The organism is Jejuia spongiicola (genome assembly GCF_023502325.1).
GTDB lineage: Bacteria > Bacteroidota > Bacteroidia > Flavobacteriales > Flavobacteriaceae > Wocania_A > Wocania_A spongiicola.
Genome location: NZ_JAMFLZ010000011.1, coordinates 26814 through 50139 on the forward strand (window position 1 = coordinate 26814; position 23326 = coordinate 50139).

Genomic DNA, 23326 nt, shown 5'->3' on the forward strand with positions numbered 1-23326 from the left:
TACTAAATTGCTACTAACAACTTTTGTCTTAAACTTTCTTTTGCTCTCGATATAGTGGTTCGACAGTTAGCATTAGAGATATTCATAATTTCACTTATTTCCTCGTAATCATAACCTTCAATTAGGTTTAGGGTTAAAGCTATTCTATAATTATCTTTTAATGTTTTCATGGTGTTTAGAATTTCTCGTGCTTTTATAGTTGCAAACTCATAAGAGCTATCTATACCATCATTACTATCTTCAACTTTGTACAAAATATCATCTAAAGGAACCTCTGGATTTTTGTTATTCTTTTTATAATGATAAATGCTATTATTTATAACAATTCGTTTTAACCATGCTCCAAATATTTTTACATCTTTAAGACTCTTAAGTTTTGTAAACGCCAACAAAAATGAGTCTTGCATAATATCTTCAGCTTCAAAACTGTTTTTTACAATTCTAAGTGAAGTGTTATACATAGCTTTGTAATAACGATTGTAAATTTCCAATTGCGCGGATTGGTTTCCAGATATACAAAGCTTAACAAGCTGTTCGATATTTAAATTAGTTGGCGTCAAAAAAACAAATTGTTATAGTATAGATGAAAGGAATTTTTGTTTGTTACAGTTTTAACAAAAAAAAATCCCACACTCATAAAAGTGTAGGATTTAAAGGTATTAAATAAATTTTGTGAAATTAAGATTCTGTTGGCTTTTCAGCTTTATCTATGCTAATCTTAAGTTCGTTTGATTTTTTATCTAAATCTATACTGATTTTATCACCTTCTTCTGCATTTGAGGAAATAATTTCTTCAGCTAACGCATCTTCAATATATTTTTGAATAGCTCTTTTAAGTGGTCTAGCACCATATTGTTTATCAAAACCTTTATCAGCTATATAATCTTTAGCACTCTTGCTTAGTTTTAAGGTATAGCCTAAATCTTTAATTCTAATTAAAAGCTTGTCTAGTTCAATATCAATAATTTTGTTGATGTCTTCTTTTTCTAAAGCATTGAAAACAACAACATCATCAATTCTATTTAAAAACTCTGGAGCAAATGATTTTTTTAATGCATTCTCAATAATCTTAACAGCATTTGCATCTTCTTGTGCTTTTTGAGAAGCTGTTCCAAAACCAATACCAGTACCAAAATCTTTCAATTTACGAGCACCGATGTTTGACGTCATAATAATGATTGTATTTCTAAAATCAATTTTTCTACCTAAGCTATCGGTTAAATACCCATCGTCAAGCACTTGTAGTAGCATATTAAATACATCTGGGTGTGCTTTTTCAATTTCATCTAAAAGAATAACAGCATAAGGCTTGCGTCTTACTTTTTCTGTTAATTGTCCACCTTCTTCATAACCAACATACCCAGGAGGAGCACCAATTAATCTAGAAATGGCGAATTTTTCCATGTATTCACTCATGTCTATTCTAACAAGAGACTCTTCGCTATCAAATAACTCTCTAGATAATACTTTTGCTAATTGTGTTTTACCAACTCCAGTTTGACCTAAAAATATAAATGACCCAATTGGCTTGTTAGGATCTTTAAGACCCGCACGGTTACGCTGAATAGCTTTTACAACCTTTGCAACTGCTTCGTCTTGACCAATTACTTTTCCTTTTATTAGGTTAGGTAATTCTGCCAGTTTATTAATTTCAGTTTGTGCAATTCTATTTACAGGTATACCTGTCATCATTGAAACAACATCAGCTACGTTCTCTTCTGTAACTATTTCACGATGTTGCTTGGTATCTTCTTCCCATTTTTCTTGCGCAACAGCTAATTCTTTTTCAATACGCTTTTCATCATCTCTAAGTTTAGCAGCTTCTTCATATTTCTGCTTTTTAACAACTGCGTTTTTGGTTTCCTTTATAACTTCTAGTTGTTTTTCTAGTTCTAAAATCTGTTTTGGAACATCAATGTTAGTAATATGAACTCGCGATCCTGCTTCGTCTAAAGCATCAATTGCTTTGTCTGGTAAAAAACGTTCTGTCATATATCTATTGGTTAACTTTACACAAGCTTCAATAGCTTCTGGTGTATAGTCAACATTATGGTGTTCTTCATATTTACCTTTAATGTTATTTAAGATTTCGATTGTTTCTAGAACTGTTGTTGGTTCAACAATAACCTTTTGGAAGCGACGTTCTAGCGCCCCATCTTTTTCAATATACTGCCTGTACTCATCAAGTGTTGTAGCTCCAATGCATTGAATTTCACCTCTAGCTAAAGCTGGTTTAAACATATTAGAAGCATCTAAACTTCCTGTAGCCCCACCGGCACCAACTATGGTATGAATTTCGTCAATAAATAAAATAACATCATCATTCTTTTCAAGCTCATTCATCACCGCTTTCATCCGTTCTTCAAATTGTCCACGATACTTAGTTCCAGCTACCAAACTTGCTAAATCTAAAGTAACCACGCGTTTGTTGAAAAGAATACGTGATACTTTACGCTTTACTATACGCAATGCTAAACCTTCAGCAATGGCAGATTTACCAACTCCAGGCTCTCCAATTAATAGTGGGTTATTTTTCTTTCTTCTACTTAATATTTGAGAGACACGTTGAATTTCTTTTTCGCGACCAACAACCGGATCTAATTTACCTTCATCAGCTAGAGCTGTTAAGTCACGTCCAAAATTATCTAAAACTGGTGTTTTAGATTTTTTATTAGCTTTTCCAGAGGGTGCATTAAAGATATTATCTTTTGATGCATCATCTTGTGAACCCGAATCATCATCTTGAAAAGATTCTGCTTTAGGCTCTATATAATCGTTATCGTTAGTTATCATAAGTTTAAATTGTTCTTTAACATTATCGTAATCGACTTTAAGCTTATTCAAAAGCTTGGTAGTTGGGTCATTTTCATTTCTTAATATACAAAGCAGTAAATGGGCTGTGTTTATTGAGGTGCTTTGAAATAATTTAGCTTCTAAAAACGTAGTTTTTAAAGCGCGTTCTGCTTGTCTTGTAAGATGTAAATTCTTTTTCTGATTAGAAGATACACTTATATTTGGGTTTGCAGGACTTAATATTTCTACTTTGCGTCTTAAATGATTTAAATCAATTTCTAAGGCATTTAGTATATTAATAGCCTTACCATCTCCATCACGCAAAAGCCCAAGCATCAAATGTTCGGTACCGATAAAATCGTGACCCAAACGCAATGCCTCCTCTTTGCTATAAGCAATTACATCTTTTACTCTTGGTGAAAAATTATCATCCATAACTTCTTCCTTTCTGCATTAAAAATAATAATAATAGTTTATTAAAGACAAAAACTGTTCCTTAAATTGCTAATTGACGAAAAAAACTTTATAAAATCAAAATTTTTAACAGCATACTTATTAACGAAAAAAGGGTGTAAAATTGTTAATAAAAAACATGAAAAAACACGACTTAAAAGCCTGCTATGACTAATGAAATAATTATATTAGCATGTTTTGAAAAAATCATAAAACTTAATTAAATTTATTTATGGCAGAAGGAGAAAAATTGATTCCTATTAATATAGAAGATGAGATGAAATCGGCTTACATTGATTATTCAATGTCGGTCATTGTGTCACGTGCTTTACCAGATGTAAGAGATGGCTTAAAACCTGTTCATAGACGTGTGCTTTATGGCATGCATGAGTTAGGTGTTAGAGCAAATTCAGCACATAAAAAATCAGCTAGAATAGTAGGTGAAGTTTTAGGTAAGTATCACCCACATGGAGATACTTCGGTTTATGATGCTATGGTGCGTATGGCCCAAGAATGGAGTTTGCGCTATATGCTTGTAGATGGGCAAGGGAATTTTGGTTCAATAGATGGTGACAGTCCTGCAGCAATGCGTTATACAGAAGCACGTATGCGTAAAATATCTGAAGATATGTTGGCAGATATTGAAAAGGAAACGGTTGATCATAAACTAAATTTTGACGATACGTTACAAGAACCAACTGTATTACCAACACGTATTCCTGGACTTTTAGTTAATGGAGCCTCAGGTATTGCAGTAGGTATGGCCACTAATATGCCACCGCACAATTTAACCGAAGTTGTTAATGGTACTATTGCATATATTGAAAATAACGATATAGAAATTGATGAGTTAATTACTCATGTTAAAGCCCCTGATTTTCCAACAGGAGGAACTATTTATGGATATGATGGTGTAAAAGAAGCTTTTCATACTGGAAGAGGGCGTATTGTAATGCGAGGTAAAGCCAATATTGAAGAAGTAAATGGACGTGAGTGTATTATAGTTGAGGAGATTCCTTACCAAGTGAATAAAGCAGATATGATTAAAAAGACTGCTGATTTGGTAAATGATAAAAAGTTAGAAGGTATTTCTACAATTCGAGATGAATCTGATAGAAATGGAATGCGAATTGTTTATGTTTTAAAACGTGATGCTATTCCAAATATCGTTCTTAATAAATTGTTTAAGTATACTGCTTTACAATCGTCTTTTAGTGTAAATAATATTGCATTAGTAAATGGTCGTCCGCAGCTGTTAAACTTAAAAGAACTAATTCATTATTTTGTAGAGCACAGGCATGAAGTTGTTGTAAGACGTACTACTTATGAATTACGCAAAGCAGAAGAGCGTGCTCATATATTAGAAGGATTAATTATTGCTTCAGATAATATTGATGAAGTTATTAAAATAATTAGAGCATCATCTAATGCAGATGAAGCTCGCGAAAGTTTAATAAAACGTTTCGAGCTTTCAGAAATACAGGCTAAAGCTATTGTTGAAATGCGTTTGCGTCAACTTACAGGTTTAGAGCAAGACAAATTGCGTTCTGAGTACGATGATTTAATGATTACCATAGAAGATTTAAAAGACATTCTTGATAAAAAAGAACGTCGTATGGATATTATTAAAGTCGAATTAGAAACGGTAAGAGATAAGTATGGGGATGAGCGTCGTTCAATTATTGAGTATGCTGGTGGTGATTTAAGTATAGAAGATATGATTCCTAATGAAAAAGTAGTTATTACTATTTCTCATGCAGGGTATATTAAACGTACATCACTTACAGAATATAAAACACAAAATAGAGGGGGAGTTGGTCAAAAAGCATCTACCACTCGAAATGAAGATTTCTTAGAACATTTATTTGTGGGTACTAACCACCAATATATGCTATTCTTCACTCAAAAAGGGAAGTGTTTCTGGATGCGTGTTTATGAAATTCCAGAAGGTAGTAAAACCTCTAAAGGAAGAGCTATACAAAACTTAATAAATATTGAGCAAGATGATAAAGTGATGGCTTTTATTTGTACTCAAGATTTAAAAGATGAAGAGTATATAAACAGTCATTATGTAATAATGGCTACAAAAAAGGGTCAAGTTAAAAAGACTTCTTTAGAACAATATTCTCGTCCTAGAACGAATGGTATTAATGCCATTACTATAAAAGAAGACGATGTTTTATTAGAAGCTAAGTTAACTACTGGGGAAAGTCAAGTTATGTTAGCACTAAAATCTGGTAAGGCTATTCGTTTTGAAGAGGCAAAGACAAGACCAATGGGTCGTGGAGCTTCTGGTGTACGCGGAATTCGTTTGCAAGATGAAAAAACAGATGAAGTTATTGGAATGATAGCTGTTGACGATATGGAAAGCAACATTCTTGTAGTATCAGAGAATGGATATGGTAAACGTTCTAGTCTTGAGGACTATAGGATTACCAACAGAGGAGGAAAGGGCGTAAAAACCATCTCTATTACAGAAAAAACGGGTAACTTAGTGTCTATTAAAAATGTAACTGATGATGATGATTTAATGATTATCAATAAATCTGGAATAGCAATCCGTATGGCAGTTCAAGATTTAAGAGTTATGGGTAGAGCTACTCAAGGAGTTAAGTTAATTAACTTAAAGGGAAGTGATTCTATTGCAGCGGTAGCCAAAGTTATGCATGATGAAGATGAGGTGGATGATGTGGATGCTTCTGAAACTACTGAAAACACTGGTGTTATTGAAGATGGCACAACTCTTGATAATAATTCAGAGGAAAACAATATTGACAATTAACTAAATATTATTAAAATGAAAAAACAATTAATTATAGCTTTAACTTTTTCAATATGTGCATTTTCATTTGCACAAAAAAAGGAATTGAAATCTGCAGAAAGAGCTATTAAAGGAAGTAACTTTGCTGAAGCTAAGGCAGCATTAAGTCAAGCTAAAGCTTTTATGTCTTCTATGGATGAAAAAAATAAAGCAAAGTATTATTATCTATTAGGAAAAGCATTATATGCTGGAGGAGCAGGCTCTAGCGAAGATATTGATAAAGCTTTGGAAAGTTTAGATAATGTTAAGGGAGCTTATGCATCTGAGATTACAGAAATGAAACAAAATATGACTAACAGTATTTTGACTAAGGGTAATAAAGCCTACGAAGATAAAGATTATTCAACTGCTTCAAAGCATTTTGAGCATGCATATAAAACTTCAAAATCAGATACTTTATTTCTTTACTATGCAGCTGCAACAGCAGTAAATGTGCAAGAATTTGACAGAGCTTTAAGACTATATGAAGAGTTAAAATCATTAGGTTATACAGGTATTCAAAAAGAGTATTTTGCAACAAATGCAGAAACTGGAAAAGAAGAAGTTATGGATAAAACAAATCGTGATCTTTATGTAAAAGCTAAAAGTCATATCAAGCCAGGTGAACGATTAACGGAATCAAAAAAACCTGAGATAGTTAAAAATATTGCTCTTATATATGTTAGTAATGGTGATAACGAAAAAGCTATAGCGGCAATGAAAGATGCTAGAGCTGAAAGTCCAGATGACATTAACTTATTACTTTCTGAAGCTAATGTTCACTTCAAAATGGGAAATAAGGATGAGTTTAAAAGGCTATTAGAAATTGCTACTCAAAAAGATCCTAAAAATCCTGAATTACAATATAATTTAGGAGTTATTGCTTCTGAGTCTGGAGATAATGAAGCTGCAAAAAAATATTATGACAAAGCTATAGAGTTAGATCCTGATTATATAAACGCTTACATAAATACGGCAGCTTTAATTTTAAATGGAGAACAAGCCCTTATAGAAGAAATGAATGGTCTAGGAAGTTCTGCTGCTGACGACAAACGTTATGATGAGTTAAGAGAAGAACGCCAAAATATTTACAGAAGTGCTATCCCTTATTTAGATAAAGCACTTAGTATTAATTCTGAAAATATCAATGCTGCTAAAACATTAATGAACATTTATAGTGTTTTAGGAGAAACAGATAAATTTAAAGCAATTAAAGAAAAAGTTGATGCTATTGAAGCTGGAAACTAATTTAAAGAGTTTGAATATAAAAAAAGCCGCGATTTGCGGCTTTTTTTATATTATTTTTTTAATAACTCTAAGTTTATGTGTATGCGTTTTTTTATCTACATTATAAATGCCAGAATGATCTAACCTATCAATTCTTACTTTACCGTGTGCATGTATGATATAATTATCTTTCATAATAATACCCACATGGATAATTGCGCCTTCGCTATTATCAAAAAAAGCTAGGTCTCCAGGTTCACTTTCTTCAATAAAACTTAAAGCTTCTCCTTGAGTTGCTTGTTGTGAAGCATCTCTAAGAAGCTTATACCCATTTAACTTATAAACCATTTGTGTAAAACCAGAACAGTCTATACCAAAAGGCGTTTTTCCTCCCCATAGATAAGGTGCATTTAAATATAAAAAAGCTGTTTTTATAAGATTGCTTTTCGTTAAAACACCCTCAATAGAATTGCCATCATAATGTTGATTTAAAATAGATAAACCATTAAGAGTAGATCCTAACGAAATTGAATATAATTGCTTGTTTTCATCTTGAACAAATTCAACTAAATCAGCCGAAAGTTTTTGCGTTTCATTATTTAATGATTTGTACTGGTCTACAGTAATTTCAAGATATTGTTTATTGTCAATCCAACCTTCATATTTGTCAAAAGCTAGTCGGATCTTACTCCAAGACTTTCTTTGTTCTAAAATTTTAAAATAATCGCCATACAGTACTTGAGAAACTAGTTCACTTTTATCAGATGGTTCAAATCTTAGGGGAACAATGCTTAAGTTACAAATTCCGTATAGCATTCAAAATTAATTACGTTCAATAACAACTGCAGATGCACCGCCACCTCCATTACATATAGCAGCCGCACCAATCTTTGCATTATTTTGTTCTAAAACATTTAATAAAGTAATAAGTATTCTAACTCCAGAGCACCCAAGAGGGTGACCAAGAGAAACTGCTCCTCCATTAACATTTACGTTACTATCATTCAGACCAAGAATTTTCATGTTTGCCAAGCCTACAATAGAGAAGGCTTCATTAAATTCAAAATAATCTACATCATCAATTGTAATATTAGCTCTATTTAAAGCTTTGGGTAAAGCTTTGGCTGGGGCTGTTGTAAACCATTCTGGTTCATGTGCAGCATCAGCATAACTCTTTATAGTTGCTAAGGGGTTTAAACCTAATTCTTCAGCTTTTTCTTTACTCATTAAAACCATTGCGCCTGCACCGTCATTTATCGTTGAAGCATTAGCTGCGGTTACAGTACCATCTTTAGTAAAAGCAGGTCTTAATTGGGGTATCTTTTCTATTTTAACATTAGTAAATTCTTCATCTTTACTAACTATTTTAGGCTCACCTCTTCGTTGAGGAACTTCAACGGGAACAACTTCATTATCAAATTTACCACTATCCCAAGCTGCAGCAGAACGTTTATAAGACTGTATTGCAAATGCATCTTGCTCCTCTCTAGAAAATTTATATTCTGTAGCACATGCATCAGCACAAACTCCCATAGCGTTTTGATCGTAAGCATCTACTAACCCGTCTTTTTGCATCCCGTCAATTAAAGTTGTCGGGCCAAACTTTGTACCTGTTCTAGCATATAAGTAATGAGGAATTAAACTCATATTCTCCATGCCACCAGCAACAATAATATTGGCATCGCCAAGTGCTATAGATTGAGCAGCTTGCATAACTGTTTTCATTCCAGAAGCACAAACTTTATTTATAGTAGTACAAGGCACTGTATTAGGTATACCTGCATAAATTGCTGCTTGCCTTGCAGGTGCTTGTCCTGTTCCAGCTTGAACTACATTACCCATTAATACTTCTTCAACCTGCTCCGGTTTTAAATTAATTTTTTCTAATGCACCTTTAATAGCTATTGCCCCTAATTTAGTAGCGGGAATTGTAGATAAAGCACCCAAAAAACTTCCTATTGGTGTTCTAGCTGCCGATACAATAACAACTTCTTTACTCATTTTTTAATTCTTAAATTTTAATGCAACGAAAATAATCAATTTTTAGTAGAACTTTACTATGATTAGTATATTATAAAAACATAAAAAGGCTTAGAAATTTATTACATTTGAAAACACTAAACTGTAAAATGAAAGATTTTATAAATAAACTTTACCGAAACCATTCTTTAATATATAAGGGACTATTATTTATATGTACTACGTTTTTAATTGTGTATTTATTTCCTAAAAGTGGAAAGTTTAAGTATAATTTTGAAAAAGGAAAGCCTTGGCAATCTGAAAATTTATATGCGCCGTTTAATTTTGCTATAAAGAAAACTGAGAATGAAATTAGCAAAGAGAAGCAAGCGATAGAAGATAACAAAATACTTTATTTTAATGTTGATAAAACAATTAGTGTTAAGATAAAAAGCGAGTTTGAAACTCAATTTAAAAATGTATTTGCAGATTCTATTACCAAATTCAATTTAGATGAATTATTAAAAACTGGAAATGTAATAATTAGCGAGTTATATCAGTTTGGTATTTTGAATGAAGATTATAGTTTTCCAGACAATAAGGTTGTAACTATTCTTGATAATCGTGTTGAAAAGGAAAAAGTATTGTTTTCAAACTTAATTAAGCAAGATGAAGTAGTATCAATTATTGAAAAAAACCTTTCCAATCAGAATTTATCAAGATTCAAAACCAACTTTGTTTCGTTGTTTTTTGATTTTGTTGAACCTAACCTGTTTTTTGACGAGTCGACAACAGAAAAAGCTTTACAAGATGAGTTTGATAAAATAGCTTACGCTAGAGGAAGTGTGGAGAAAGGCACTTTGATTATTTCGAAGGGAGAGGTTATTGAAGGAGACAAATACCAAAAATTAAAATCATTACAATCTGAGTATGAGTCACAAGTTTGGAGTAAATCAAATTATAACTGGATATTATTTGCATATACACTATTAGTAGCATTAGCTTTATTAATGTTGTTATTATTCTTAAGAAAATATAGGGCAGATGTGTTTGAAAACAATACTAAAGTTACTTTTATTTTCTTCAACATATTTTTAATGATACTAATTACAACGTTGGTTGTAAACTACAATTCTAAATATATCTATATTGTACCAATTTGTATTCTACCATTAGTTTTTAAGGCTTTTTTCGATGCACGATTAGGGTTGTTTGCCCACGTAATTACGGTTCTGCTATTAGGGTTCATAGTACCTAATAGTTACGAATACATGTTCCTTCAAATTATTGCAGGTATAGTCACAATTTTAACAGTTTCAGAGTTATATAAAAGGGCGAATTTATTTATTTCTGTAGGGCAGATTACATTAATTTATATTGTTGCTTATTTTGCATTTTTTGTAATTCATGAAGGTACAGTAGAAACTATTAGATGGGAAACATTTATATGGTTTATTCTTTGTGGACTTGCTACTTTGTTTGTACAACCATTAATATATATATATGAAAAACTTTTTGGATTAGTTTCTGATGTTTCGCTTCTAGAGTTATCCGATACTAACTCAAAACTATTAAAAGAACTTTCAAATATAGCACCAGGAACATTTCATCACTCTTTAAATGTTGCAAATTTAGCTGAAGCTTCAGCAAATGAAATAGGAGCAAATGCAATGCTAATTAGAGTAGGAGCATTGTACCATGATATTGGAAAAATGAAAAACCCAACATATTTTACCGAAAATCAATCTACTGGAATTAATCCGCATGATGAATTATCATCAAAAGAAAGTGCTAAAATTATAACCGATCATGTTATTAATGGTATTGAGATTGCCAGAAAAAATAATTTGCCAGATCGGGTTATAGATTTTATTAGAACACATCATGGTACAAGTGTTGTTTATTATTTTTATATGAAAGAAAAAGATCAGCAAAAAGAAGTTGATAAATTAGATTTTAGCTATCCAGGACCAAAACCTTTTAGTAAAGAAACAGCAATTTTAATGATGTGTGATAGTGTTGAAGCTGCATCTAAAAGTTTAAAAGATCCAACCTCAACAAAGATCGATGCATTTGTAGAAAATATTATTAATAAGCAAATTGAAGAGGGGCAATTCTTAAATGCAAATATTACATTTAAAGAAATTCAATCTATAAAAAAAGTGCTAAAGCACAAGCTAGCAAATATTTACCATTTGCGTATTGAATACCCAGAATAAAATTTATAAAAAAGTAAATAAAATAGTTGCGTTCTTTCAGATGAAATATTACATTTGCATCCGCAATTTTATTGCAATGTTCATTAAAAAGGAGAGGTGCCTGAGTGGCCGAAAGGAGCGGTTTGCTAAATCGTCGTACCCCAAAAGGGTACCCGGGGTTCGAATCCCCGTCTCTCCGCAATATTAGATAACCAATCGGGGTGTAGCGTAGCCCGGTTATCGCGCCGCGTTTGGGACGCGGAGGTCGCAGGTTCGAATCCTGCCACCCCGACAAATATTATATCAAATCAAAACCTTGTTAATCTTATGATTATCAAGGTTTTTTTGATTAGCGTAAGAATTCAATTAATATGATTTCACCTTTAATTTATCCCTTTGGGTGAGTGCCTTGTGAGCCATTAATAGTAATACTTTCGTGTTTGTGCGAATTAAAGTAAACGGAAAGAGAGGAATTATCAACTTAAAAAGAAAAGTGAAAATTCCCGAATGTGATTCCAGAAATGAAAAGGTTAGAAGCACCAAGCGATGATCACGACTACTCATTAGATTTTATACCAAGTTAAAAACAGAATTTTCGAAGCCATGACGAGTTGGTAAAGGAAAAGTCTTTGTATGTACCCAAAGTATTAAGGTATGACAACTAGTTTATCTTTATGTTAAATTAGTAAGCACAATTGCAAATGTGTTAAAAAAGCATTATTTTGTACTATCCTTAAGCTTCTAATCACATTTGTAGCAATTTACTAACGTAATATCTTCAACAAATGTCAAATACTATTAAGTCCAAAGAGGAACTAGGGAATTACTCAAAAGTTTATGGGAAACTTCGTATGATTGCCAATGGTGGCAATGAAGTAAATGCCATTCGATCCATCACAAATCAGTGTATTGCAACAAGTGAGACGGTCATAGATTCGTCTACATTTTCTAATATTACCAATTTGGTAGCGCAAAAAATATCCTTGGCTTCAGACCTAGATTTTGTCCAAGAGATACACGAAAAACCAAAAGGTAAAGCGAAGAAATCAGCTTTAAAAAAAGGAAGCCTTGATGAAGACCCGCCCACCCGGGTAGAAGCCAATATTTATATTGAATTAAGAGCGAGTAGCTCCTGGGCTGACGTGATTAAAGATTTAAAGAATTCGAATGATTCTAGTGTAATCAATCGTATTAAAAACATCAGACACTGTGGTAAAATTGTAAAAGCTAATGTCATTCTTGATGATCTTCAATTAATTTCTTCAAGCCCTAACATTGTAGGGATTGAAGGAACACAATCTGTGCTAACACCGCCATTAATTAATCTTGCTGTATCCAGTAGCCCTAAGCCAAAAGGGTTAAAACTGGATAATAATATACCAAATGTAAATAGCGGTAATGTAATTATAGGAATTATAGATGTAGGCGGCTTAGACTTTGCACACCAAGATTTTCTAAAAACAAACGGAGACACGAGGTTTTTGGCAATCTGGGATCAAGGAGGTAATCATAGACCAGAACCAAATAAGGTTTGGAATCAACATAAAGAGTTTAATGATTTCGATTACGGTAGTTTGCTTACACAAAAGAATATGAACGATGCCATTCAGGCAGCACCCAATATAGGAGCTCCAGTGCATGATATCGAGCCACAATCACAGCAATTTCCATCGTCACATGCAACACACGTGGCAAGTATTGCAGCAGGAAATACTGGGGTTTGCTCTAAAGCAGATATTGCAGGAGTATTAATATCTCTACCACAAGAAGATAATCATAGGACAAAATCATTTACCGATTCTTCAAGAATTTCAGACGCTGTAGACTTCTTGTTAGAACTAGCAAAAAAAGAAGGAAAACCAATTTCTATTAATATTAGCCTAGGCACCAACGGTCATGCACATGACGGAAGTGCTGCCGTTAACAGATGGGTAGATAGCCAATTAACACTCGATGGTAGATGTGTTTGTGTAGCTACCGGCAATGCAGGCCAAGAGAAAGGAGAAACACCAGATGATTTTGGATATATCATGGGGCGTATTCATACTTCGGGAAAGATCGAAAATAAAGGTCTTTCGGTAGACCTCGAATGGCATGTTATAGGTAACGGATTTGTTGATGTTTCCGAAAACGAACTCGAAATCTGGTACGAGCCTCAAGATCGCTTTTCTGTCATGATAAAACCTCCTGGATCTGATTGGATCGGCCCTATTAAACCGCAGGAGTTTATAGAAAATCAACAGTTAGATGATTTTTCATTTATAAGTGTGTATAATAAGATTTATCATGAAGCTAATGGTAATAATTATATAGGCATTTACTTAAGCCCTAATTTAAATACGAGTCAAATTGTTGGTGTTAAATCGGGTCTTTGGAAAGTTAGAATTATTGGTGATGAAATTCGTGATGGTAATTTTGATGCCTGGATTGAAAGAGATGATCCAGTTCGAAGAGTTCAAAACTTCTGGAATTTCCCATCCTTCTTTAGTGAAACAACTAATGTGGATAATAAATCTATAAACTCTTTAGCCTGTGGGCATAACGTAATAGCTGTCGGGAATTTTGATACCGATAATGATAAAATAAATATCACCAGTAGTCAAGGGCCTTCAAGAGATAACAGAAAAAAACCAGAAATCGTAGCCCCAGGAACTAATATAGTAGCGGCCAATGGTTTTAGTGGTCCAAATCAGCTCTGGACTGCTAAGACGGGCACAAGTATGGCAAGCCCATATGCTTGTGGAGTTGCTGGATTGCTACTGGCTAAGCATGAAAAACTAACATCTGTACAAATTGCGGGTATTATGAAGCGTACGTCAACACCAATTACTAATGAGAATTATGACTGGAAAAATGATACTGGCTTTGGTCTTATTAACGTCAATGCATGTCTAGAAGAAGCACAAAGACTCCTTGATTTTAAAGACATAACCGCGTAAAACATTAACTTAAATTATAATAAAATGAAACTCATTATATTTAGATCTTCCAAAGGAGATTCACTCTTAATCTCACACGCTAATGGCTCAGGAAAAAATAACCATATACTTATAGATGGCGGTATGAAAGGAAGCTTCAAAAAAGCTGTGGCTCCTTATCTTAACAAAGAAATAAAAGGCAACAATGAAGACATTGATTTATTATGTGTATCACATATAGACGATGACCATATAGTTGGTGTAATTGCTTTAATGGAGCTCCAAGCAAAGTGGAGGGTTTTTAATCATCATAAAAGCAATCCTAATTCTACAGCAAATGTGAGAAAACCAAAAGATGCAGAGCCTCCATTAATAAAATCTATATGGCATAATTCGTTTGCTGAAACATACGATTTGGGTGATTCTCTACCACAGGTGGCCAATGCTTTACAGAGTGTAGAACAAATGACTGCTGAACACTTAGACGATGAATTACTAGATAAGATCAATCATAAAGCAACCAGTATTAAAAAAGGCATCACGCTTTCACAACGTATCAGACCAGAGCAGTTAAACATAGATTTAAACCCAGAATACAATGGCAAATTGGTAAAATGCAACCAAAGTACCATCTCAAAAAATGAACACAAAATTGGTAATATAAACCTTTCTGTTATTGGACCTTTTCAGACAGATCTAACAGATCTTAAAGAAAAATGGATAAAATGGGAAGATGAACACCGTCAGGAGTTACAAGAGTTTTATGCTGATTTAAGCATAACAGCATTAAACCAACCATTAAGTAATGCTCAAATTTCACAATTCTTAATCAATAGTGGTTCTGTTACAGAATTAGGTATTCGCAAAGATGTGAGTATTCCAAACTTGGCATCAATAATGTTTCTTGCAGAAGCTGATGGTAAAACAATTCTTATGACTGGTGATGGACATTCAGATGATATTATAAAAGGACTTAAAAAAAATAAGAAATTAAATAATGATGGATGTCTCCATGTTAGTGTGCTCAAAATTCAACATCATGGAGCTGCTGCTAATATCGATGAAGATTTCTGTAAAAAAATAACAGCAGATCATTATGTGTTTTGTGGAAATGGTACACATACCAATCCAGAAGAAAAAGTACTTGAAGTTATTGTAAATTCTCGTAGAGGAACCGCTTCAGAGAAGAGTAAGAATGCTGAGGTAGACAATGCTTTTACATTTTGGTTTAGTGCCAACCCAAAGGATAAACTCACAGATCATCAAAAAGAACATATGGAAAAGGTCGAAAAGAAAGTAAAAAAGTACAAAGCAGATCACAATGGCTTTAATTTTAAATTTATGCCTACCAATAAAAATTTTCAAAACATAGAACTCTAACAAAACTATACTTCAATGTCTAATCAAGCCAAACTAGATACATTCGATAATGTCGTAGTATTAATGCTCGAAAATCGATCTTTCGATAACCTTTTAGGATACTTATACGAAGACGGAGTTCCAACAGGTAAGTCCTACGAGGGCTTACAAAACAAAACCTTTAAAATCCCTGTTCCCCCAAGAGCGAAAGATTACGATCAGCATAAATTTATTGAGCCATATCAAGCGGAAGATTACCATCAACCATTTCCTGATCCGGGAGAAGTGTATCAACATGTAAATACGCAACTTTTTAACCATGTCGATCCAGATAACCTAAAGGTCGAAGCATGTAAAATGAAAAGCCCTTATAACATACCAGAGTTCATGCCTTTACCACCAGATAAGATGCAAGGTTTTATCAATGATTATGTAAATACCTTGGATGCATTAACCGGTAAGAAAGGAAAAGATTATAATAACCCTGGCTATAATATGTATAACAAGATTATGGCCTGCTTTAAACCAGCACAAATACCTGTACTAACAACATTGGCAAAAGAGTTTGCCGTTTTTGATCATTGGTTTTGTTCTGTGCCAAGTCAAACCTGGTGTAATCGTGCTTTTTGGCATGCTGCAACTTCGGGAGGAGAGGTAGTTAATCCGACGGACGAATGTGGAATCATTGATAAATTCGAGGCTATGCTTAGGTGGCGACGAGAAGTTTGGCCTCAATCAACCATTTTTGAACGTATGGAAAACAAAGGTGTTTCGCATGCGGTTTACACAGAAGATATAGCATCACTTACAACCATGGTTAATGGACCATTTAAGCATCAACACACAGTACATACAGGAGATAAACTAATCAAGTTCAAAAAGCATATTAATGAAGGTAAATTACCGCAGTACACATTTTTAGAGCCTAAATTTTATGGGCAGCACAATGATCAACATCCATCATCGGCAGATTGGTCTCCAGTAGATAGCAGAACACATATAGGTACTGTTTTATTAGGAGAAAAACTAATTTGGGATGTGTACACATCATTATTTGTTAATCCAAAAAGTAAATACCGAGATAATACGGTGCTAATTATTACGTATGACGAGCATGGAGGTTGTTTTGATCACGTACCACCACCACCAGCTGTACCACCAAAAAAAGGAATGATTGGAGACAAAAACTTCGGGTTTGACAGATTGGGTGTTCGCGTACCTATGGTAATGGTATCGGCAAATATTCAAAAAAATACAATTATGAATGATGTATTCGATCATTCATCATTCATAAAAACTATGTGCACAAAATGGAAAATGGAAGGTCTGACAGATCGAGATAAAGCAGCTTCATCATTTGAAGAGGTTTTCTCACTAAATAAAAGAGATGATTTCCCGAGTATACCTGAACCAATAATTCCAGAAATCAATTCAGATTCTTACAATAAAGATCCTTTAAATGATTTACAAAAATCCATATTAATTGGCGCAAGTTTTATTGCTAAAAACAATACAGATAATGCCAATATTCCTATAGATTACACGCAGCTTAAAAATATAAATACGGTCGGAGAAGCTCATAACTTTATAGCACAAATTAGACATTTGTTGCCTTCAAAAGATTAGTAAAATTGTTACTAGAAGGGATAAAATAGTAGTATTTAAATTAAAACCTGTAAATTGAATGATTTATAGGCTTTTACTTCTTTTAGGTTATTGAATTAAACGGACAATAAGTACTCTTTTAAATCTGTATTCTCGTTTAAATTCATTTTCTTTTTTAATCTATACCTCGATGCTTGTACAGATCTAGGATCAATATGTAATAAATTTGCGATCTCTTTAGTTTGCATATGTAATTTTATGAAAATACAATGCCTTAATTCTACCTCAGATAGTGAAGGATGTAATTTAATAAGTTTATCAAAAAAACCAGAATGCACAGCATTAAAATGTTTTTTTAAATTTTCCCAACCTTCATCATGATCTAAGTTATAGTCTATCTGATTAACTATTCTTTTAATTCCTTTTTGCTCTAATGATGTTTTGTTTTTAATATTAAATTCTAATTCTCTTTTTAACTCTTTTAAGTATTGTTTATTATTCAGCGAGCTTAAAGAAAAATTCATCATTTCTCTATCCTTATTTTTATTGGCTTCTTTTAGGTCTAATATATTCTCTGTATATATTTTCTCTTTTTTTATAAAATTTCGAAACACATATAAAAAGGCCAAAATGCATAATAATAGAATACCACATATAATGAAAAGTGAAATTTTATAATTGTTTTTTGAATGCTCTATAAATTCTATTCTCAGCTCTTTTTTTTCAAGTTCTTGTTTATGATTAACCTCTTTTAGCTTGATGTCTAAACTTAAGTTTTTTATAGCTTGTTCCTTAAGTAATAAGGGAATAGATTCAGCACTATTATCTCCTATAATTTCTAAATTAAAAATACAATCTGAAGAAATTTTTCTTGCTTGATGTACTGAAGCACAAATTGTATTTAGCCCTTGATTAAGCAAATCTGGCGATAAAAGTTTTGTATGAGTAATTTTTTCAGTTGCATCAGTGAATATTAAATCAACAGCCGTTGTTTCGTTTGTTATTTCACCATCAGGCATGTTGTCTCTCATTACCTCATGCCCGTTAAGATATATTACAATGCCATCATCTCTTTGTACATTCAATTTATAAATTAAATAAGCATAAGGGTCATCAACTATAAATGTTTTTTTAAAATACTTGGTAATGTGTTTATTCTCGGAATCGCTACCATAACTAACTGTAGTTTTTATTAAACTGGAACCGTAGCCTAGAGGAGAAGCTCCTGTTTTCCAATTGTTAATTATGTTTTTTTGTTTTATCCAATCTTTTGGAGGTTCTATTCCATCATCATTAAACTCCCATTCGTCACCTGTTTTAATAATTTTTACTTGGCCATAGCCATTGTGAAAAACAAAAAAAGTAAACAGTAATATGGTTAGTGTTTTTAGAAGAGAGAAGCTTTTCATAAAAATAAATTTTATTAAAAGTAAAAATAATGATTTGTTTATCAATTCTGTAAATAATGATAGCATATAAGACAATGTAGTAGGTTTATCTATGATAAATTACAAACCATAGTAGGTTAATAGTAGCTTGAAAAGAATGTTTCAACACAATGCTGAATATTTTTGTAATACTAATCAAATAAATTTTTTATGAAAAACCAATTACACTTAATTACAGTACTGTTATTAATGTTTATAGTGCAATTTAGTTTTGCTCAAAACATGAAAATAACAGGGGTTGTATCTGATGGTTCTGGCCCATTACCAGGAGTAAATGTTATTATTAAGGGGACAAATCAAGGAACCCAAACAGATTTTGATGGTAATTACTCTATTCGAACTAGTACAGGAGATATTCTTGTTTTTAGCTTTGTAGGGATGGCTACAGCAGAAATGATTGTGGAAACATCAAATACAATTAATGTTACTTTAAAAGAAGACAGCTCTAAACTAGAAGAGGTAGTAGTAGTTGGTTATAGTAAGAAGGAAACGAAGAAACTAACATCAGCTATTGCAACTATTGATAAAAAGCAAATTGAGAATGTACCAATGGCTACATTTGATCAAATTTTGCAAGGTTCGGCACCGGGACTAACTATTCTTTCTGGAAGCGGACAACCCGGTGATGCTGCCAGTGTAAATATAAGAGGGTTTAGTTCCTTTGCTTTGTCCAATTCACCTCTTTTTATTTTAGATGGTCAAGCAATACGAAGATTAGACTTCTCGGGTATTAATCCTAATGATATAGAATCTGTAAGTGTATTGAAAGATGCAGCTGCTACTCAAATATATGGTTCCAGAGGATCAAATGGGGTTATTGTAATTACAACAAAATCTGGAAAACAAGGTAAAGCAACATTGGAATATAGAACATATACTGGTATTTCAATAGCTCCTAGATATAATGATGCTTTACGTCCATTAAGCTCAAGCCAACTTATTAGTCTTTCGCAAGAAATTGGTATTGGTGGGGTTATAAATGTAGGAGCTACGCCTGAAGAAATTGAGGAATTAGCAGCCTATAGCGAAGATTGGTTGGATGTATTAACTAGAGACGGTAAAACCAATTCTCATGAAATAAGTATGTCTGGAGGTAACGAAAACACTAAGTTTTTTATATCGGGATCATATTTTAGTCAAGAAGGTATAGCATTAAGGTCTAAATTAGATAGATATTCTTTACGTACCAAAATTGACTATTCTAAAAACAGATTTACACTAGGAGCTAATGTTTTTTTAAGTTATACCTCGGCAGAGGATAGTGAAAACGAAGGTGGCTTTAGTAGAAGTAATCCTTTTTACGCTAGTATTAGAACTCCTGCATATGATAGAGCTATAGACCCTATTACTGGCGATTATGCAGCTCCTTTGGATGCATCACAATCATCTGTACAAAATAATTTAGAACGAGTTAATACAAATGATGAGGACCGAAAAACAAAAACTGTTATGGTTAGTTTGAGCGGGCGCTATGATTTTAATTTTTTAGAAGGACTAAGTTTTAATACGAGTTTAAATATAAGAAATAACAGAAGAGACAACCGTACGTATGTTGACCCTAATTCAGTTGACGGTCGTCGAAGACAAGGAGGTCAAGGTTCTTTGAATTTAAGTACTTCAGAGAGAACATCATTTACTATAACAAATTCATTACAATATAAATTCAATATAAATGAAGATCATAAATTTAACGCAGGACTTTATCAAGAGTTTGTAAGTGATAATAGTGATGGATTTGATATAACCACTTATGGTTTAAATCAACTAACTGTAATAGATGGAGCCACAGAAGGTACAGAAACGAATGGTTTTATTCCTGATTTTGGAGGGTTTAATTCTGTATCAAACTTATCTTCATATTTTGCAACTTTAGATTATTCGTATCTAAATAAATATAATGTTACTGCAGGTATAAGACGAGACGGATCTTCTAGTTTTGGTTCAAACTTCGCATTTGGTAACTTTTATTCAATGGGTATTGGATGGTTAATTTCTGAAGAAAACTTTCTGTCATCTGTTAAAGCTATAAACCTATTAAAGCTTAGAGTTAGTTATGGTACTGTTGGTAATCAAAATATAAGTGATACAGCAGCACGACCCATTTTTACATCAACTTCTTATAATGGTTTAGCAGGAATTTCGTCTGGACTTTCTAATCCTGATTTAAAATGGGAAGAAACTGCAAAGACTAATATTGGGTTAGATGCATCATTATTCAAAAACCGCTTAAAAATCAATCTTGATGTTTATAGTGAAAAAACAACAGATTTACTTCAGAATGTACCCATTTCTAGAACAACAGGATTTAGTTCACAACTTAGAAACGTTGGAAGTTTAAAGAATGAAGGAATAGAATTGTCTTTTAGTACAATAAACATCGATTCTGAAAAATTTAGATGGGAATCATCTTTAAATATAGCTACAAATGAAACAACCATACTTAAATTAAATGATGGAGAAAGTTTCCGCTTAGGTCGTTTTTTAATAGAAGAAGGTGGATCTTATCCTGAGTTCAATTTGGTGAAACGGGCTGGGGTAAACTCGGCAAATGGTAGAACTTTATGGTATGATTTAGATGGAAACCTTACGGAAACCTACGATTTAAATAATAGAGTAAATGTAGGTAGGGCAGCTCCAAAGTATACAGGAGGTTTCTTAAATAGATTTACATCTGGTGGGTTTGAACTTAGTACTTTGTTTAGTTTTTCTCAAGGAAAAAACATATACAATGTAGCTCGTACATCTTTGGATAATCCTACCAAAATATCCCGAGGAAGTGTGTCAACCAATGCACTACGTTTTTGGAGACAACCAGGTGATGTTACAGATATTCCAGATCCCAGACAAATAAGCAACTATTTTACAGATTCTGGATGGTTAGAAGATGCTTCTTTTATTAAGTTAAGAAATGTGACACTCTCTTATAATTTACCTAACAGTGTTTTAGAGAAAATAAACCTTTCAGGGATGAGGCTTTATCTACAAGGACAAAATGTATATACATGGACCACCTTTTCTGGTCTCGATCCTGAAAACTCTAGTACTGATTATGTTGCAGACTATCCTTCATTATCAACTTACACCTTTGGGATTGACGTAAAATTTTAAATTCAAAAAAATTAAGATTATGAAAAAATATAAAAATATCATACTTGGTTTACCTCTTTTATTATTAGCGTCATGTGATGGTAAATTAGATGTTACACAACCAGACGTTATAAGTGCAGAAGTAGCACTTCGAAATTTAGATGACCTTGAAACGGCATTGTATGGAGCTTACGCAGAATTAAGAGGAAGCGGTCTGTACGGTGAAGCTACATTATGGCTACCAGACCTTTTAGCTGATAACTTAAGAATAGGAAACAGTAACGGTGGGGGTAACAGAAGAGAAGCCAACTGGCAATATACATCAGGAACGGACATAGGCACCTGGGGCGGTTCATATGAATTAATATTTGATGCCAATACAGTTATCAATAATTCAGATGCATTTGAAGATGGTAGGAAAAAGAATAGAATTGTTGGTCAAGCTTTGGCACTTAGAGCTCTAGGTCATTTTGAATTATTAAAATATTACGCAGAAGATTATGGTAGAAACTCTACAAAATTAGCTGTACCCATAGTTACTTTATTTGAAATAGGTAAGCCTGCACGTAATACAGTTGCAGAAGTATACGATCAGATATTTGATGATTTGCTTTTAGCAAAAAACCTTTTGAATAATGTAGATAAAGACCCTCAGGAAAATGGACCATTTTATTTTAATGCTCTTGCTGTTAATGCTTTATTGGCAAGAGTTTCTCTATATGCTGGAGAATGGCAAGATGCAGTAAATTATGCTACAATAGTTATTAACCAAAGTCAATTGGCCAACCCAGTAGATTATGCTTCTATGTGGGCAGAAGATACCGATGGAGAAGTACTTTTTGCTGTTGCTTTTGCTACAACTGGAGATGGTAGAATTGGATCAGATTTATTAGATAATTCTAATCCAAGTGCACCAAGATCAACTTTCACGCTTAGTAATGATATGGCTACTTTATATGATGAAGTAAATGATATACGCTTTAATTCATTTGTACTTATTAACCCATTAAACCCACCAGGAGCTAATGATCAAAACGATGATGTGTATTTACCATTTAAATACCCAGGTCGAGGAGGAGAGAGAGGTTTAAATAATGCTAAGGTATTGCGTGTAAGCGAAATGTATTTGATTAGAGCAGAAGCATATGCTAATATTTCTGGTCAAGATGCTTTAGGATCTGCAGACTTAAATACGCTTAGAGCGAGTAGAATTACTAATTATGTAAATGAAGACCTATCTGGTCAAGTATTGAAAGATGCTATTCAAGTAGAACGTAGAAAAGAATTGGTTGCAGAAGGACACAGATGGTTTGATTTAAAAAGAATAAATCAGGGTGTACAGCGAGGAACAGATTGCAGAGGTTTAACTATAAGTTGCACCCTTGAAGCTGGCAATTTTAGATTCGTATTTCCAATTCCGCAAAGCGAATTAGATGCAAATGAAAATATAATACAAAATCCAGGGTATTAATAAAATTT

At 33.0% G+C, this 23326-nt stretch carries 13 protein-coding genes and 2 tRNA genes; 10 read left to right on the forward strand and 5 right to left on the reverse strand.

The window, feature by feature from the left end:
• Positions 1 to 2: 2 nt before the first annotated feature.
• On the reverse strand, positions 3 to 560 hold the full coding sequence (locus tag M3P09_RS16890; protein WP_249974012.1) for an RNA polymerase sigma factor: 558 nt from the start codon (positions 558 to 560) through the stop codon (positions 3 to 5).
• 118 nt (positions 561 to 678) lie between these two features.
• Entirely contained in the window at positions 679 to 3228 is a 2550-nt protein-coding gene (locus M3P09_RS16895; protein WP_099563661.1) for an ATP-dependent Clp protease ATP-binding subunit, read from the reverse strand.
• 250 nt (positions 3229 to 3478) lie between these two features.
• Here M3P09_RS16895 and gyrA point away from each other — a divergent pair, with 250 nt between their 5' ends.
• Positions 3479 to 6028 (forward strand): DNA gyrase subunit A, encoded by a 2550-nt coding sequence (gene gyrA, locus M3P09_RS16900; protein WP_249974013.1) that lies wholly within the window; start codon positions 3479 to 3481, stop codon positions 6026 to 6028.
• A gap of 15 nt (positions 6029 to 6043) precedes the next feature.
• Entirely contained in the window at positions 6044 to 7294 is a 1251-nt protein-coding gene (locus tag M3P09_RS16905; protein WP_099563663.1) for a tetratricopeptide repeat protein, read from the forward strand.
• A 45-nt stretch (positions 7295 to 7339) separates the two neighbouring features.
• Here the strand turns inward: M3P09_RS16905 and M3P09_RS16910 are convergent, their stop codons facing one another.
• The gene (locus M3P09_RS16910) at positions 7340 to 8089 is read right to left on the reverse strand and encodes a C40 family peptidase (RefSeq protein WP_249974014.1); all 750 of its coding nucleotides are present in this window, start codon (positions 8087 to 8089) and stop codon (positions 7340 to 7342) included.
• Between the two features lie 6 nt (positions 8090 to 8095).
• Positions 8096 to 9274: an acetyl-CoA C-acyltransferase gene (locus tag M3P09_RS16915; protein ID WP_099563665.1), complete on the reverse strand. Its 1179-nt coding sequence runs from the start codon at positions 9272 to 9274 to the stop codon at positions 8096 to 8098.
• A 128-nt stretch (positions 9275 to 9402) separates the two neighbouring features.
• Between M3P09_RS16915 and M3P09_RS16920 the strand changes: the two genes are divergently transcribed.
• The 6 genes from M3P09_RS16920 to M3P09_RS16945 all read left to right on the forward strand — a co-directional run bounded on the left by M3P09_RS16920 (position 9403) and on the right by M3P09_RS16945 (position 17333).
• On the forward strand, positions 9403 to 11451 hold the full coding sequence (locus M3P09_RS16920; protein WP_249974015.1) for an HD family phosphohydrolase: 2049 nt from the start codon (positions 9403 to 9405) through the stop codon (positions 11449 to 11451).
• 90 nt (positions 11452 to 11541) lie between these two features.
• Positions 11542 to 11629 (forward strand) — tRNA-Ser (locus M3P09_RS16925).
• A gap of 18 nt (positions 11630 to 11647) precedes the next feature.
• Positions 11648 to 11722 (forward strand) — tRNA-Pro (locus M3P09_RS16930).
• A gap of 493 nt (positions 11723 to 12215) precedes the next feature.
• A complete protein-coding gene (locus M3P09_RS16935; RefSeq protein WP_249974016.1) occupies positions 12216 to 14369 on the forward strand; it encodes a S8 family serine peptidase in 2154 nt (717 codons plus the stop codon).
• Between the two features lie 24 nt (positions 14370 to 14393).
• A complete protein-coding gene (locus tag M3P09_RS16940; RefSeq protein ID WP_249974017.1) occupies positions 14394 to 15728 on the forward strand; it encodes an MBL fold metallo-hydrolase in 1335 nt (444 codons plus the stop codon).
• Positions 15729 to 15743: 15 nt separating this feature from the next.
• Complete coding sequence (locus M3P09_RS16945) at positions 15744 to 17333, forward strand: alkaline phosphatase family protein (RefSeq protein WP_249974018.1); 1590 nt, start codon at positions 15744 to 15746, stop codon at positions 17331 to 17333.
• Positions 17334 to 17428: 95 nt separating this feature from the next.
• Here the strand turns inward: M3P09_RS16945 and M3P09_RS16950 are convergent, their stop codons facing one another.
• Positions 17429 to 18721 (reverse strand): helix-turn-helix transcriptional regulator, encoded by a 1293-nt coding sequence (locus M3P09_RS16950; RefSeq protein ID WP_249974019.1) that lies wholly within the window; start codon positions 18719 to 18721, stop codon positions 17429 to 17431.
• A 189-nt stretch (positions 18722 to 18910) separates the two neighbouring features.
• On the opposite strand from M3P09_RS16950, the gene M3P09_RS16955 reads away from it, so the two are divergent.
• Both M3P09_RS16955 and M3P09_RS16960 read left to right on the forward strand, forming a co-directional pair.
• Positions 18911 to 21868 carry a SusC/RagA family TonB-linked outer membrane protein gene (locus M3P09_RS16955; protein ID WP_249974020.1) on the forward strand — a complete coding sequence of 986 codons (2958 nt, stop codon included), beginning with the start codon at positions 18911 to 18913 and terminating at the stop codon, positions 21866 to 21868.
• A gap of 19 nt (positions 21869 to 21887) precedes the next feature.
• Complete coding sequence (locus M3P09_RS16960; protein WP_249974021.1) at positions 21888 to 23318, forward strand: RagB/SusD family nutrient uptake outer membrane protein; 1431 nt, start codon at positions 21888 to 21890, stop codon at positions 23316 to 23318.
• The last annotated feature ends 8 nt before the right edge of the window (positions 23319 to 23326 follow it).

Excerpts from the sequence above, each read along its gene's own strand:
- M3P09_RS16895 (WP_099563661.1), bottom strand. The coding sequence starts at position 3,228 with ATGGATGATAATTTTTCACCAAGAGTAAAAGATGTAATTGCTTATAGC.
- gyrA (WP_249974013.1), top strand. The coding sequence starts at position 3,479 with ATGGCAGAAGGAGAAAAATTGATTCCTATTAATATAGAAGATGAGATG.
- M3P09_RS16905 (WP_099563663.1), top strand. The coding sequence starts at position 6,044 with ATGAAAAAACAATTAATTATAGCTTTAACTTTTTCAATATGTGCATTT.
- M3P09_RS16910 (WP_249974014.1), bottom strand. The coding sequence starts at position 8,089 with ATGCTATACGGAATTTGTAACTTAAGCATTGTTCCCCTAAGATTTGAA.
- M3P09_RS16915 (WP_099563665.1), bottom strand. The coding sequence starts at position 9,274 with ATGAGTAAAGAAGTTGTTATTGTATCGGCAGCTAGAACACCAATAGGA.
- M3P09_RS16920 (WP_249974015.1), top strand. The coding sequence starts at position 9,403 with ATGAAAGATTTTATAAATAAACTTTACCGAAACCATTCTTTAATATAT.
- M3P09_RS16935 (WP_249974016.1), top strand. The coding sequence starts at position 12,216 with ATGTCAAATACTATTAAGTCCAAAGAGGAACTAGGGAATTACTCAAAA.
- M3P09_RS16940 (WP_249974017.1), top strand. The coding sequence starts at position 14,394 with ATGAAACTCATTATATTTAGATCTTCCAAAGGAGATTCACTCTTAATC.
- M3P09_RS16945 (WP_249974018.1), top strand. The coding sequence starts at position 15,744 with ATGTCTAATCAAGCCAAACTAGATACATTCGATAATGTCGTAGTATTA.
- M3P09_RS16950 (WP_249974019.1), bottom strand. The coding sequence starts at position 18,721 with ATGAAAAGCTTCTCTCTTCTAAAAACACTAACCATATTACTGTTTACT.
- M3P09_RS16955 (WP_249974020.1), top strand. The coding sequence starts at position 18,911 with ATGAAAAACCAATTACACTTAATTACAGTACTGTTATTAATGTTTATA.
- M3P09_RS16960 (WP_249974021.1), top strand. The coding sequence starts at position 21,888 with ATGAAAAAATATAAAAATATCATACTTGGTTTACCTCTTTTATTATTA.